General features: G+C 70.5%; 15 protein-coding genes. All 15 read right to left on the bottom strand.

Going from position 1 to position 13,841, the window contains the following annotated elements; translation table 11 throughout:
• Positions 1-3: 3 nt before the first annotated feature.
• Positions 4-813 carry a F0F1 ATP synthase subunit delta gene (locus ACQEUU_RS10515; RefSeq protein ID WP_433063576.1) on the bottom strand — a complete coding sequence of 270 codons (810 nt, stop codon included), beginning with the start codon at positions 811-813 and terminating at the stop codon, positions 4-6.
• Entirely contained in the window at positions 813-1,370 is a 558-nt protein-coding gene (locus ACQEUU_RS10510) for a F0F1 ATP synthase subunit B (protein ID WP_433063573.1), read from the bottom strand. The genes ACQEUU_RS10515 and ACQEUU_RS10510 overlap by 1 nt, the downstream gene beginning before the upstream one ends.
• Before the next feature lie 35 nt (positions 1,371-1,405).
• Complete coding sequence (atpE, locus tag ACQEUU_RS10505; RefSeq protein ID WP_433063570.1) at positions 1,406-1,636, bottom strand: ATP synthase F0 subunit C; 231 nt, start codon at positions 1,634-1,636, stop codon at positions 1,406-1,408.
• Between the two features lie 73 nt (positions 1,637-1,709).
• Positions 1,710-2,504 (bottom strand): F0F1 ATP synthase subunit A, encoded by a 795-nt coding sequence (gene atpB, locus ACQEUU_RS10500; RefSeq protein ID WP_433063568.1) that lies wholly within the window; start codon positions 2,502-2,504, stop codon positions 1,710-1,712.
• Between the two features lie 67 nt (positions 2,505-2,571).
• A complete protein-coding gene (locus ACQEUU_RS10495; RefSeq protein ID WP_270156404.1) occupies positions 2,572-2,787 on the bottom strand; it encodes an AtpZ/AtpI family protein in 216 nt (71 codons plus the stop codon).
• A gap of 64 nt (positions 2,788-2,851) precedes the next feature.
• Positions 2,852-3,274: a hypothetical protein gene (locus ACQEUU_RS10490; RefSeq protein ID WP_433063565.1), complete on the bottom strand. Its 423-nt coding sequence runs from the start codon at positions 3,272-3,274 to the stop codon at positions 2,852-2,854.
• A 130-nt stretch (positions 3,275-3,404) separates the two neighbouring features.
• Positions 3,405-4,691: a glycosyltransferase family 4 protein gene (locus ACQEUU_RS10485; protein WP_433063563.1), complete on the bottom strand. Its 1,287-nt coding sequence runs from the start codon at positions 4,689-4,691 to the stop codon at positions 3,405-3,407.
• A 60-nt stretch (positions 4,692-4,751) separates the two neighbouring features.
• Complete coding sequence (gene glyA, locus ACQEUU_RS10480) at positions 4,752-6,014, bottom strand: serine hydroxymethyltransferase (RefSeq protein WP_433063560.1); 1,263 nt, start codon at positions 6,012-6,014, stop codon at positions 4,752-4,754.
• 49 nt (positions 6,015-6,063) lie between these two features.
• Positions 6,064-6,438 carry a hypothetical protein gene (locus tag ACQEUU_RS10475; RefSeq protein WP_433063558.1) on the bottom strand — a complete coding sequence of 125 codons (375 nt, stop codon included), beginning with the start codon at positions 6,436-6,438 and terminating at the stop codon, positions 6,064-6,066.
• Positions 6,438-8,255: a hypothetical protein gene (locus ACQEUU_RS10470; protein ID WP_433063555.1), complete on the bottom strand. Its 1,818-nt coding sequence runs from the start codon at positions 8,253-8,255 to the stop codon at positions 6,438-6,440. Before ACQEUU_RS10470 ends, ACQEUU_RS10475 begins: the two co-directional genes overlap by 1 nt.
• 27 nt (positions 8,256-8,282) lie before the next feature.
• Positions 8,283-8,930 (bottom strand): L-threonylcarbamoyladenylate synthase, encoded by a 648-nt coding sequence (locus ACQEUU_RS10465; protein ID WP_433063552.1) that lies wholly within the window; start codon positions 8,928-8,930, stop codon positions 8,283-8,285.
• A 99-nt stretch (positions 8,931-9,029) separates the two neighbouring features.
• Entirely contained in the window at positions 9,030-9,884 is an 855-nt protein-coding gene (prmC, locus tag ACQEUU_RS10460) for a peptide chain release factor N(5)-glutamine methyltransferase (RefSeq protein ID WP_433063549.1), read from the bottom strand.
• Complete coding sequence (gene prfA, locus ACQEUU_RS10455) at positions 9,881-10,933, bottom strand: peptide chain release factor 1 (RefSeq protein ID WP_433063546.1); 1,053 nt, start codon at positions 10,931-10,933, stop codon at positions 9,881-9,883. The genes prmC and prfA overlap by 4 nt, the downstream gene beginning before the upstream one ends.
• Positions 10,934-11,018: 85 nt before the next feature.
• Positions 11,019-11,237, bottom strand: coding sequence for a 50S ribosomal protein L31 (gene rpmE / locus ACQEUU_RS10450; RefSeq protein WP_148033924.1), 219 nt, complete (start codon positions 11,235-11,237; stop codon positions 11,019-11,021).
• Positions 11,238-11,444: 207 nt separating this feature from the next.
• Positions 11,445-13,487 carry a transcription termination factor Rho gene (rho, locus tag ACQEUU_RS10445; protein WP_433063543.1) on the bottom strand — a complete coding sequence of 681 codons (2,043 nt, stop codon included), beginning with the start codon at positions 13,485-13,487 and terminating at the stop codon, positions 11,445-11,447.
• Positions 13,488-13,841: the final 354 nt, after the last annotated feature.

Below are 13,841 nucleotides of genomic sequence, written 5' to 3'. Positions count from 1 at the left end.
CGCCTAGCCGGCCAACCGGCGGCGGACTTCTTCGATTCGTCCCACAATGGTGGTGTCGATGATCTCGTCGCCGATGCGGACCGAGAATCCACCGAGCACCTGCTTGTCCACCTCGACGTTCAGGTGCACGTCACGTCCGTAGGAGGCGCGCAGCCACGCGACGAGGCGCCGCTTCTGCTCCTCGCTCAGCTCGACCGCGCTGCGGACCACGGCGACCAGGCGCCGGCTCTGCTGAGCCACCAGGCGGCCGAACTCCTCCAGCCCTGCTTCCAGGCTACGTCCTCGCGGATGTGCGACGGCCTGCGTGACGAGCCGCAACGTGCTCGGCGTCACCTTGCCGTCGAGCAGCGACCGCAGCAGCTCGCGCTTGCCCTCCTGAGGAGCGCCCGCGTCGCTGAGCGCGCGGCGCAGCTCCGGGTTGGCGGCCACGATGCGGCCGAAGCGGAAGAGCTCGTCCTCCACGTCGTCGAGCCGGCTCAGGCTCTCCGCCTCGGCGGCCGCCGCGACGACGCCGAGCCGCTCCAGCACGTCGGCCAGGTCACCGACGCGCGACCACCGGGCCGAGACCGCCGCCTGGGTGGTGGCCACCGCGGCCTCGCTGACCTTGCCCTCCAGCAGCACGCGCACGGTCTGCGCCTTCTGCTCGGCGGGCTTGGCCGGGTCGGACAGCGCCCGGCGCAGGCCGTGCTCCCGGTCGAGCAGATCCGCGACCGCGAACAGCTCGTCGGAGAGCGCGCCGAGGTCGGCGCTGCCCGCGACCGCGTTGAAGCGCTCCTCGACCTCTGCCAGCGACGTCCTGCTCATGCCGCGCATTAGCGCACCGCCTGCGCGTTGGAGCTCTCCAGCTCGTCGAGGAACCGGTCGACGATGCGGCTCTGCCGGGCCTCGTCCTCCAGCGACTCGCCGACGATGCGGCCGGCCAGGTCGGTGGACAGGCGGCCGATCTCGGTGCGGAGCTGGGCGAACGCCGCCTGGCGGTCGGCCTCGATCTGGGCGTGCGCGGCCTCGACGAGGCGACGGGCCTCGGCCTGCGCCTCCTCGCGGAGCTCGGCCTTGATCTGCGCGGCCTGCTCGCGAGCCTCCTCGCGGAGCCGGGCCGCCTCTCGCCGGGCCTCTTCGAGCCGCTCGGCGTACTGCTGCTGCAGGGCCTGGGCCTGGGCCTGGGCCTCTTCCGCCCTCTTGATGCCGCCCTCGATGGCGTCGGTCCGCTCGGCCAGCGTCTTCTGGACGCGCGGGACGAGGATCTTGCCGACGACGAGGACGACGACCAGGAACGCGAAGATACCGACGACGAGCTCATAGGTGTGCGGGAGAAGAGGGTTGGTGCCCTCTTCAGCCACCACCGCGTGGAGCGTAGCTGCCATGATCATGGGTGCAGCCTTTCGTCAGGGGATTCTTCTGGTCGTCAGAGCGCCGCGAAGATGAACGGCGCGACCAGACCGATCAGGGCGAGGGCCTCGGTGAGAACGAAGCCGAGGAGCATGTTCTGGCGGATCAGGCCGTAGGCCTCGGGCTGACGCGCGATGGCCTGCACGCCCTGACCGAAGATGATGCCGACGCCGATGCCGGGGCCGATGGCGGCGAGACCGTAACCGATGGCGGTGACGTTGCCGGAGACCTCAGCGAGAAGACCCATTGCTCTTTTTCCTTTACTGGGACGGCCGGTGAAGTGGAGTCTCACCGGTCATGGATATTCCGGTATGTGGTTCTCAGTGCTCCGCGTGCAGAGCGCCACCGATGTACATCGCGGCCAGCATCGCGAAGAGGAAAGCCTGCAGGAACTGGATGAACATCTCGAAGCCGGTGAGGATGATGGTCATCACCACGCCGACGAGGCCGACGGCGGAGCCCGGCAGGGTCAGCTTCTCGAAGAGGAACCAGAAGCCCACCATGCTGAAGAAGGCGAGCAGCATGTGCCCCGCGAACATGTTCGCGAACAGTCGCACCGCGTGCGTGAACGGCGCGATGATCATGTTCGACAGGAACTCGATCGGGGCCAGCAGCAGGTAGATCGCCTTCGGCAGTCCCGGAGGGAACATCATGTTCTTGAAGTAGCCGATGCCGCCCTGGTGCTTGACGCCCAGGTAGACCTTGAGGACGTAGATCGAGATCGCGAGCACGGCCGGGAAGGCGATGTGCGAGGCGACCGGGAACTGGATGAACGGGATGACACCCATGACGTTCCAGACCAGGACCAGGAAGAAGACGCTGACGAGCAGGCCCATCCACCGGTCGGCGTCCTTGCCCAGGAAGGGGCGGGCGACCTGGTCGCGGACGAACATGTAGCCGTACTCGGCGACGTTCTGGACCCCCCTGGGCACGAGCTTGGGGCTGGCGAAGGCCGCCCAGCAGAAGCCGATCACCAGGATCGAGCTCAGGATGGCGAGCAGCACCGGCTTCGTCAGCCAGGCGATGCCGGCGATGGGACCCAGGTTGAACAGTTCGTCGGGCGTCGGCGCCCGGAACTCTCCGCCCGGTGGTGCTAGGACCGTCAGCGCACTCACGCGGCGTTCCCTTCAACGTCGTAGTGGATCACAGGAGTTTCCTCGGCGAAGTGGTCGCGGCGCGGGGCTAGCGACCGTGCCGTCGGTAGACCGCGTAGCCGGCCAGCACCAGCCCCAGCACGATGCCTATGGGGAAGAACGCGGACATGTCGAGCCAGCGGTCCAGCAACCACCCGATGCCGCCGTAGACCGCCATCCCGGCGAGAAGATAGCTGGGGACTGACCACATGGCGTCGGCGAAGTCGCGACCGTCTGTCTCCGGTCGGCGTTCCTGTTCGCTCATCGCGGCCCTGACGATAGCAGGCGGGCAGAGGACTAGTCATATCGGACCCCGTCTTTTACCAGGCTCATCGGTCGCCCTGTCCGGGGACTTTGGCGTCGGGGTCGACGTACAGCATCTTGGTCTTGAGGAAGGCGCGGACCTCGAAGGCCGTCCACACGATGGTGCAGACCACCACGGTCCAGGCGAACGCCTGCGGATTCCACAGCGTGGTGTCGCCGAAGGTGGCCAGCATCAGCATGATGACGATGACCTTCACGAGGTAGCTGCCCATCGCGGCGATGGCCATCAGCTGGGGCGAGACGCGGGCGGCGTACGACACGGCGACCACGCTGACGCTGAAGAAGACGCACACGAGGAGCACGCCGATCGCGGCGCCCAGCGCTCCCTTGGCACCGGCGAGGACGAAGGCCGCGACCAGCGCGATCGCCCCGACCCCAAGGGTGGGAAGCGCGGCGCTCTTCAGTACGCGCACGTCGTTGGCCTGCATCGGTGCTCCATCAGCCAGTTATCAAGCGAGCGTTTGCTACCTCCAGGACACGAGCGTCTGGAGGCCCTGCTCGTGAAAGATATCACAAGCTCACAGAAGACCGCTTTTACCTGCCGTTTCTAGTGCGCGATCATGGACGGCCCGGATAGAGCGGAATGACCGAGTGGGGATCGGTGCTGGTCGGCTCCTGTGGCCCGCCCGGCGGCGGAACCCGCCGGCCGAACTCGGTCTCCGGTCTCACCGGCGGCATCGGCCCGGTGGGCGGGCCGTCGTCGTCGTCGCTCGACGGCTTGTCCCGCGAGGCGTGCGCGCCGCCCCGGCCGCGCCAGCGCGGCAGGGCCATCAGCACCAGCACGCCGAGCGCGAGCAGAATCACCACCGGGAAGGCCAGCACCGGCACGCTGACCACCGACATCGCGAAGATGCCGAACGCGAAGAGGAACGCCCACGCGTACATGATGAGCACGGACTGCCGGTGGGAGTGGCCGATGTCCATCAGCCGGTGGTGCAGGTGGCCGCGGTCGGGCGCGAACGGCGACATCCCGTAGGAGGTGCGGCGGACCACGGCCGTTATCAGATCGATGAGCGGGAGCACCAGCACCGCGGCGGGCACCAGCAGCGGCAGCAGCACGCCGAACCGGTTGATGCCCTCGATGACCGACGGGTCCACCGGCATCACCGTGACGAGCGACGAGGCCAGCACCAGCCCGATCAGCATGGCGCCGGTGTCGCCCATGAAGATCTTGGCCGGGTGGAAGTTGTGCGGCAGGAACCCGACGCAGGCGCCGATGAGCACGGCGGAGATGGCGGCGGTGGTGGTGATGCGGTCACCGCTGACGTTCTGGCCGAGGTAGATCGAGTAGGCCCAGGTCGCCATGCCGGCGATGCACACGATGCCCGCCGCGAGCCCGTCGAGCCCGTCGACGAAGTTGACCGCGTTGATCGCCACCACCACGACGAGGATCGTGATGATCGTGCTCAGTGTGTAGTCGAGGCTGGTGGAGCCGCCCCAGTCCTTCGGCAGCGGGATGTAGGTCAGCCGCAGCCCGAAGTGGACCAGCACCCCGGCGGCGGCGATCTGCCCGGCCAGCTTGATGAAGGGGTCCATGCCCCACCAGTCGTCGAGGAAGCCGGTCAGCGTGATCAGGCCGCCCGCCACGATCAGGGCCAGCACCGGCTCGCCGTCGGAGGCGGCCAGCGCCTCGCCGGTGTTGTCCAGCTGGCCGGCCACCAGCAGCCCGACGACCAGACCTCCGTACATCGCCAGGCCGCCCAGCCTGGGCGTGGGCGTGGTGTGCACGTCGCGTTCGCGGATCTCGGGGGCGGCGCCGATGCGGATCGCGAAGCGGCGCACCAGCGGGACCAGCAGATACGTCACCGCCGCCGCGATGAGTGCCATGAACAGGTATTCGCGCACGGACCTAGTTTCCCGGATGCTCCGGCCGCCTGTGACCGGAAAACGACACAGACCAGCTTATTATTGGCTCATATAAGGCTGATGTATGGCCGACAGCGCCAACACCCGCTCCCGAACGTCCGCCGCCGCCTCCGGCTCACGCACCGCCCGGGCGACCAGCGTCCCCACCTCCTCCAGCTCTCGCGGTCCCAGACCCTGCGTGGTGACGCACGGTGTGCCCACGCGGACGCCCGAGGTCACCCGCGCGGGTTCGGGATCGTACGGGATCGCGTTCCGGTTGAGGGTGATGCCCGCCGCCGCGCACCTGCGCTCGGCCTCGGCGCCGGTCACCCCGAGCGCCCGCACGTCGATCAGCGCCAGGTGGGTGTCGGTGCCGCCGGCGACCGGCCGCATCCCCGACTCCGCCAGCGCCGCGCACAGCGCCCGCGCGTTGGCGATCACCTGCCGGGCGTACGCGGCGAACTCCGGCCGCATCGCCTCCCCGAACGCCGCCGCCTTGGCCGCCACCGCGTGCATCATCGGCCCGCCCTGCGTGAACGGGAACACCGCCCGGTCGACGCGCGCGGCCAGCTCGTCCGTGCACAGGATGCCGCCGCCGCGCGGGCCGCGCAGCGTCTTGTGGGTGGTGAAGGTGACGACGTCCGCGTACGGCACCGGGGACGGGACCGCCCGGCCCGCGATCAGCCCCATCGGGTGCGCCACGTCCGCCATCAGCCACGCCCCCACCTCGTCGGCGATCCCCCGGAACACCCCGTAGTCGATCAGCCGCGGATAGGCCGTCGCCCCGCACACGATCACCTTGGGCCGGTGCCGCAGCGCCAGGTCCCTGACCTCGTCGTAGTCGATCAGCTCCGTGTCGCGCCGCACCCCGTACGAGGCCACCTCGAACCACCGGCCGGAGAAGTTCGCCCGCGAGCCGTGCGTGAGATGGCCGCCGTGCGGCAGCGCCATGGCGAGCATCCGGTCGCCCGGCTGCAGCAGCGCCGCGTAAGCGGCGAGGTTGGCGGACGAGCCCGAGTGCGGCTGCACGTTGGCGTGGTCCGCGCCGAACAGCTCGCGCGCCCGCCGCACCGCCAGCCTCTCGGCCCGGTCGACGACCTCGCAGCCGCCGTAGTAGCGGCTGCCCGGATAGCCCTCCGCGTACTTGTTGCTCAGCGTGGAGCCCAGGGCGGCCAGGACGGCGGGCGAGGCGAAGTTCTCGCTGGCGATGAGCTGGATGCCGCCGCGCACCCGCTCGACCTCGTCGAGCAGCACGCCGGCCAGCTCCGGGTCCCGCTCCTCCAGGAGCCCGAAGTCCGGGCCGTAGAAGGGTCCTGCACCCATGACCCCACTGTACGGCGGCGTACCTCTTTGTCCTAGTTTGGCGCCTCCTTCAGGAGAAGGCGTGCGGCGCGCCGGCGGGGGCGGGGATCCACCGCGGCGTGTCGGCGGCCTCGTCGCTGATGGCCGTCAGCACGGCCTGGCGGTAGAGGGCGACCCTGTTCCGCCACTGGCCGATGTCCTCGACATAGCGCGAACCCACCGGGGCGTCCCACGTCTGCGGACTCCTGGCCCTGGCGTAGACCTTGTCCACGGCGGACGCGAGCTGCTCCAGCAGGGGCAGAGCCTCCTGCCAGGCGGTGACCAGCCGCTGGTACTCAGGGTTGAACTCCCACACCCTGGGCTGCTCGTCCAGCGGACCGGTCGCGGTGGCGGGCGGCATCTCGCCGAGCTCGCGGGGACGCGGCGCGGGCGGATCCACGTACATCAAGCGCTCCTCCCATCGTCACTCCGGCGCGGCCCACCGGGCTCGACCTGCCCCGGCGGACCATCGGCACCCGGCCCCCAGTCCAGGACCTCGGCGCCCGGCGTCTCCATCGGCGGGCCGTCCGCGGCGTTCTCGATCAGCGCACGCAACTCCTCCGCGGTGACCGCCGCATCACCCCCGCCGGACCGCGCCCCTTCCCTTCCGGCGAACGACAGGTCGCCGTACGAGGTCGCACCGTCAGGAAGGGCGGCATCCACGCCTACGCCGACCGCGTCCCCACCCAGCGACGCGTCGACGACGACCGCGGCCGCGGCCCCATCGTCAGAAAGCGATGCGTTGACAGCGGCCGTGGCCCCGTCGTCAGGAAGCGGGACGTCGATGCTCACGACGGCCGTGACGCCGCCGTCAGGGGCAGGGGTGGGTGGAACCACCAGGCCGGTGCCGCCGTCGCGCGAGGGGGCGTTCTGGCCGTTCTCGGGACCGCGCCCCTCAGCAGGCGACCCGTCCCGGCCGCCCTCCGGAACGGACCGTCCCTCACCAGGTGAGGCGTCCCGGCCGTTCTCCGGAACTGACCGTCCCTCGCCAGGCGAGGCGTCCCGGGAGGCTCCGTCGTCGCAGGGACCGCCCACGGTGGGCATGTCGGCCGGCTGGGCACGGTCGAGGTTGTCGAGCAGGCTCTCCAGTTCCCTCGCTGTGGGCGGATCGAGAGGCACCTGGATGACCTTGACCCCGTCGACCTCGACGACCCGGGGCCTGGTGGTGTCGATGTCGTCCGGGTGATCCTTGGCCGGGGTGTCGGCGATGTTCTGATTTGATCCGTCTCTCGGCTCGCCGACGTCGGGCTTCTCGGTCCCCGGCCGGTTGTCGCACACCCCGTCCCGCCGGCCGTCATCCTCCGGCCTGGCGCCGGACCGGTCCTCTTCCGGCGTCCCCCGGTCTCCCACGTCCGGCTTCTCTTGATCCCTCGCATCGGGCTTCTCCCCGGTGTCCGGGTACGGCTCCCTCCGCTCGGCGTCCGGCGCCCCCTGATCCGCGTCCGGCTTGCCCTGACCGAGCCTGTCATCACGCGCCCCGGTGTCGTCGCACTTCCCGTCCCGCTCGCCATCCCCATCGGGCTTGGCATCGGGCCGGTCCGCGTCGGGCTTCTCGCCCCGCCCATCTGCGTCGGGCTTCTCGCCCCGGGCATCCGCGTCGGGCTTCTCCCCTCGGCCGTCGGCGTCCGGCTTACCGTCCCGGCCTTCCGGCTGACTCCGATCCGGCTTCTCATCCCGCCGATCCGCGCCAGGCTTCTCATCCCGCCCATCCGCGCCGGGCTTCTCGCCCCGGGCGTCGGGGTCCGGCTTACCGTCCCGGCCTTCCGGCTGACTCCGATCCGGCTTCTCATCCCGCCGATCCGCGCCAGGCTTCTCATCCCGCCCATCCGCGCCGGGCTTCTCACCCCGGCCGTCGGGGTCCGGTTTGGGGTCGCGGGCGTCTGGTTGGGTGTCACGAGGGCCGTCGGTGGGAGGGTCGGTGCGGCGGTTCTCGCCGGCGGCGCGCTTCTCCAGGAGGTCCAGGCGGGCGGAGACGTCCTTGACCATCCGGTCCGCCTCCTCCGCGACCTGCACGGGCCGATGCGTGGTCTGGAGGGGGAGGCCCGCCCTGGACATGATCCGCGAGACGCGCCCCTCGGTCTCCCGCAGGTCGACGGCCGCCCGTTTGGTCTCCGCCAGCAGCTCGCGGACGAGCTGGGGATCCATGCCGTCGAACTTGCCCATGGGCCACTCCCGGACGTCGCTGCTCCCGGGTCTCACCGTATGCGGGCCGCCGCCCACCACGCAGGCGGGATAAGCAGACGGTATCGGTCAGGCGTCGGTGGCGACGTACCCGATGATGCCGCGCAGTTTCTCCACCGGGATGGCGCCGCGGCGCAGGAGCCTCGGTACGGCGGTGGTCAGGTCGAGGATCGACGACGGGGTGTTGTCGCCGGACTTGCCGCCGTCGAGGTAGACGGCGACGGAGTCGCCGAGCTGCTGCTCCGCCTCCTCAGCGGTGACCGCGGCCGGGGAGCCCGAGCGGTTGGCGCTGGAGACGGCCAGCGGGCCGGTCTCCTTGAGCAGGTCGAGCGCCACCGGGTGGAGCGGCATGCGCAGGGCGACGGTGCCCTTGGTGTCGCCGAGGTCCCACGACAGGGCGCGGTTGGCCTTGCAGACGAGGGTCAGCGGCCCGGGCCAGAAGGCGTCGATCAGATCCTGCCCGTAGGGGCCGAGGTCCTCGACGAGGGCGTTCGCGGCGCGTACGGTGCCGACGAGCACGGGCGGCGGCATGTCACGGCCGCGGCCCTTGGCCGTCAGGAGTGCGGTGACGGCCGCGGCGGTGAAGGCGTCGGCGCCGATCCCGTACACCGTGTCGGTCGGCAGCACGACGAGGTCGCCGCGCCGGGCGGCTTCTGCGGCCTCCCGGAGGCCCTCCGCCCGCTGGTCGAGGTCGCTGCAGTCAAAGCGCTTGGTCACGGTCTCGTTGCCTCACTCCGCCCGCGGGCGGTGTCCTGCGAGGCCGCCTCCTTCCCCTCGTTCGGCGTCGTCCGGAGGGCCGCGCCGCTGGCGTGCATCCTAGTCCTGGCCGAGCCGTGCGGTGACGAATCGATCCCTGCGGGTGAGATCCTGGCGCAGCCGCACGTCGCGCCAGCCGTTGTCTTCGGAGAACTGCAGGTAGACGGCCCTGCCCTGCTCGTCGGCGTGCTCGACGGCGACCCAGCCGCCGGGGCGCAGCAGGCGGCGCGCGGTGCGCTCGACGGCCCGCACCTCGCCGAGACCGTCGTCTCCGGTGCCGTAGAGGGCCCGGACCGGGTCGTAGTCGCGCACCTCGGGGTCGCGCGGCACGGCTCCGGGCGGGATGTACGGCGGGTTGGAGATGACCAGGTCGACCTTGCCGTTGAGCTCGGGCAGGGCCTCGGCCAGGTCCTCCGGGTGCAGGTGGGTGCGGCCTTGACCGTGTTCGGAGATGTTGCGCTTGGCCCAGGTGTAGGCGTCGGGGTCCACCTCGACGGCGTGCACCTCGGACAGCGCCACCTCCTGCGCGATGGACAGCGCGATCGCGCCGGAGCCGGTGCCGAGGTCGACGACGAGCGGCGCGGTGACGTCCATCGCGCGCAGCGTCTCGATGGCCCAGCCGGCCATCACCTCGGTCTCGGGGCGGGGCACGAAGACCCCGGGGCCGACGGCCAGGTCGAGGTAGCGGAAGTAGGCGTGGCCGGTGATGTGCTGGAGCGGTTCGCGGGCCTCACGCCGCGCGACGCCCTCCCAGAACAGCGCGTCGAAGTCGGCGTCCTTGACGGTGTGGAGCTCGCTCCTGCGCACGCCGTGGACGAACGCCGCGATCTCCTCGGCGTCGGTGCGGGGGGACGGCACACCCGCCTCCGCCAGCCGGGCGGTGGCGAGGGCGATCTCGTCCAGCAGAAATGTCATGAGTGTTGTGCGAGCTTCTCCGCCATCTCGGCGTCGATGAGGGACTGGGTGACGGCGTTGAGCTCTCCGTCGAGAACCTGGTCGAGGTTATACGCCTTGAAGCCGACGCGGTGGTCGGAGATGCGGTTCTCGGGGAAGTTGTAGGTGCGGATCCGCTCGGAACGGTCGACGGTGCGCACCTGCGACTTGCGCTCGGCCTGGGCGGCGGCGTCGGCCTCCTCCTGGGCCACGGCCAGCAGCCGGGCGCGCAGGATGCGCAGCGCCGACTCCTTGTTCTGCAGCTGGCTCTTCTCGTTCTGGCAGGAGACGACCACGCCGGTCGGCAGGTGGGTGATGCGGACCGCCGAGTCGGTGGTGTTGACGCTCTGCCCGCCGGGGCCGCTGGAGCGGTAGACGTCGATGCGCAGGTCGTTGGGGTCGATCTGGACCTCGACCTCCTCGGCCTCCGGGTAGACGAGCACGCCGGCGGCGCTGGTGTGGATGCGGCCCTGCGACTCGGTGACGGGCACCCGCTGCACGCGGTGAACGCCGCCCTCGTACTTGAGCCTGGACCACACGCCCTCGTCGCCCTTGGCCTTGATCGCGACGGTGACGTCCTTGTAGCCGCCCAGGTCGGACGGCTGACTGTCGATGATCTCGGTCTTCCAGCCGATCCGCTCGGCGTAGCGGAGATACATGCGCAGCAGGTCGCCGGCGAACAGCGCGGACTCCTCGCCTCCCTCGCCCGCCTTGATCTCCATGATGATGTCCTTGTCATCGTTGGGATCACGCGGGATGAGCAGGTGCTTGAGCCGCTCTTCGAGCTTGGGCAGGCGCTCCTCGATCTCCTTCGCCTCGGCCGCGAACCCCTCGTCCTCGCCGGCCAGCTCCTTGGCCGCGACGAGGTCGTCGCGGGCGGCCTCCAGCTCCCGGTAGGTGGTGACGATGGGGGTGAGCTGGGCGTAGCGCTTGCCGAGCGTGCGGGCCCTGGACTGGTCGGCGTGCACGGCGGGGTCGGCGAGCTGCAGCTCCAGCTCGGAGTATTCCTTGAGCAACTCGTCGAGGTTCACCGTCGGGTCCTTCGTCGTGTGGGCTGAGTTCAACCAAGAACGCCGGCCCGCCGCACGGTCGTGCGTCGGGCCGGCGTCGGTGAAGCTACTTGCCCGAGGCCTTCTTGCCGAAGCGCTTCTCGAAGCGCGCCACCCGGCCACCGGTGTCGAGGATCTTCTGCTTGCCGGTGTAGAACGGGTGGCAGGCAGAGCAGACGTCGGCGTGGATGACGCCGTTCTTGGCGGTGCTGCGGGTGGTGAACGTGTTGCCGCAGGAGCAGGTCACCTGCGTCACGTGGTAGTCAGGATGGATGTCGCGCTTCATGGCTGTCCTTTCGGGTGCGGTCGCCGGGTCGCCAGGCAGGTGCGACGGAGCGCAGAGGGCGGGAGCCGGTACCGCGAAAATCGGTCAGCTACCAGTGTGCCAGATCCTTCAACCGTCCAGCGCCGCCCCGCATTCCCGCCGGGCCGGCGCCGCCGCGGACGCGAACAGGCGGCGGGGACGTCCCCGCCGCCTGCCGGTCGTCCGCCGCTAGTCGCGGTCGTTGTTGACCGTGGTCTTCTGCACCTGGAGCAGGAACTCCGCGTTGGACTTGGTGTCCTTCATCCGGTCGAGGAGCAGCTCCAGCGCCTGCTGCATGTCGAGCGCGTGCAGCACCCGGCGCAGCTTCCAGACGACCTGGAGCTCTTCCCGCGCCATGAGGATCTCTTCCTTACGGGTGCCGGACGCGTCGACGTCCACCGCGGGGAAGATGCGCTTGTCGGCCAGGGACCGGTTGAGCTTGAGCTCCATGTTGCCGGTACCCTTGAACTCCTCGAAGATGACCTCGTCCATCTTGGACCCGGTCTCGACCAGGGCCGTGGCGAGGATCGTCAGCGAGCCGCCGTTCTCGATGTTGCGGGCGGCGCCGAAGAAGCGCTTGGGCGGGTAGAGGGCCGTGGAGTCGACACCACCCGACAGGATGCGCCCGGACGCCGGGGCCGCCAGGTTGTAGGCGCGGCCGAGCCGGGTGATCGAGTCGAGCAGGACGACCACGTCGTGGCCCAGCTCCACCAGGCGCTTGGCGCGCTCGATGGCGAGCTCGGCGACCGTGGTGTGGTCCTCGGCGGGACGGTCGAAGGTCGAGTGGATGACCTCGCCCTTGACCGAACGCTGCATGTCGGTGACCTCTTCGGGCCGCTCGTCCACGAGCACGACCATCAGGTGGCACTCGGGGTTGTTGCGGGTGATCGCGTTGGCGATCGCCTGCAGCACCATCGTCTTGCCGGCCTTCGGCGGCGAGACGATGAGACCGCGCTGGCCCTTGCCGATCGGGGAGACGAGGTCGATGATCCGCGTGGTGAGGATGTTCGGCTCGGTCTCCAGGCGCAGGCGCTCCTGCGGGTAGAGCGGCGTCAGCTTGTTGAAGTCCGGCCGGTTGCGGGCCTGCTCCGGGTCCATGCCGTTGACGGTGTCGAGGCGGACCAGGGCGTTGAACTTCTCGCGCCGCTCGCCCTCACGCGGCTGGCGTACGGCGCCGGTGATGACGTCGCCCTTGCGCAGGCCGTTGCGGCGGATCTGGGCGAGCGAGACGTACACGTCGTTGCTGCCCGGAAGGTAGCCGCTGGTCCTGACGAAGGCGTAGTTGTCGAGGATGTCGAGGATGCCGGCGATCGGGATGAGGACGTCGTCCTCGCCGATCACGGGCTCGGTGCTGTCGAAGCGGTCGCGGCCCCGGCCGCGGTTGCGCTCCCTGAAGCGGCCCCGGCGGCTGCGGCCGCCGCGATCGTCGTCACCGTCGCCGCCGCGTGGGTCGCCGCCGCGCTGGTCATTCCCGCGCTGGTCATTCCCACGCTGGTCATTCCCGCGCTGGTCGTTCCCACGCTGGTCGCCACGGCTGCCCGCGTCGGCGGCCCGCTGGTCGCCTCCACGGTCGCCACCGCGATCACTGCCGCGATCACTGCCACGGTCGTTGCCACGGTCGTTGCTGCCGCGCTCGCCACGGTCACCGCGGTCGCTGCCGCGCTCGCCACGGTCACCGCGGTCGCCACGGTCGTTGCCGCGCTCGCGGCGCTCGCCGCGGCTGCGGCGCTCGCGCCGGCTCTCGCCGCGGTCCGCGCGGGAGTCGCCCTGCTGGTTGTCGGCCGGGGGCTGCTCGATGACGGGCTCGGCCGGGGCCACGACGGGCTCGGCGGGCGCGGTCACGACAGCCGCCTCGGCCACCGGCTCGGCGGCCTGCGGGGCGGGTTCCTCGGCGGCCTTGGTGCGGGAGCGTTCCCTGCGCGCCCGGGCGGGGCGCTCCACGGCGGGCGTCGCGTCCGCCACGGCGGGCGCGTCGGCGATCGCCGGGGCGCCTTCTCCGGAAACGCCACCCTGCTTCTCCTGGATGGCCGCGATGAGCTGGCTCTTCCGCATCCGCCCGGTCCCGCTGATGCCCAGCTCGGCAGCCATCTTCTGCAGCTCGGGCAGCACCTTGGCGGACAGGCCGGTGCCGGAGCGACGCGCGCGGGGCTTGGCCGCGGCGCGAGTGGGGGTGTCGCCGGACGCCGCAGTTGTGCCTGGTGCGTCGGAGAGGAGTTCGGTGGTGTCGCTCAACTAAAAGGTCCTTCCCAGGGGTCGGGCGCCGGCTTCATTCGGCCGGGCGTCCCGGAGGTGCTTGCGATCCGGCGGGACAGACCGGCTCGGGGTGCACATTTGCGATCTTCGGCCGCCGCTGAGGACGGTCGCCACTCTAGGCAAGGGGCTCGTCCAGGTCGCCACAGGACAGTGGCGCGTGGATGAGACCCCCCAGATTGCTGCCGACAACCAGATGTCGAGGTGATCGAACGCGCTGGTCCCCGTCGTCGCCACCTCACGTCGGGCCAACCGGGTGTGGGCCAACCGGAGGCGACGGATTCCGGGGAGACAGCCGCGCTGCTCACGCCTCGCGACGTGAAGCATGATGCAGCG

The organism is Nonomuraea sp. CA-218870 (assembly GCF_050936535.1).
In the GTDB taxonomy this organism is placed as follows: Bacteria; Actinomycetota; Actinomycetes; order Streptosporangiales; family Streptosporangiaceae; genus Nonomuraea; species Nonomuraea corallina.
This window is presented reverse-complemented; position numbering and strand designations above follow the sequence as displayed.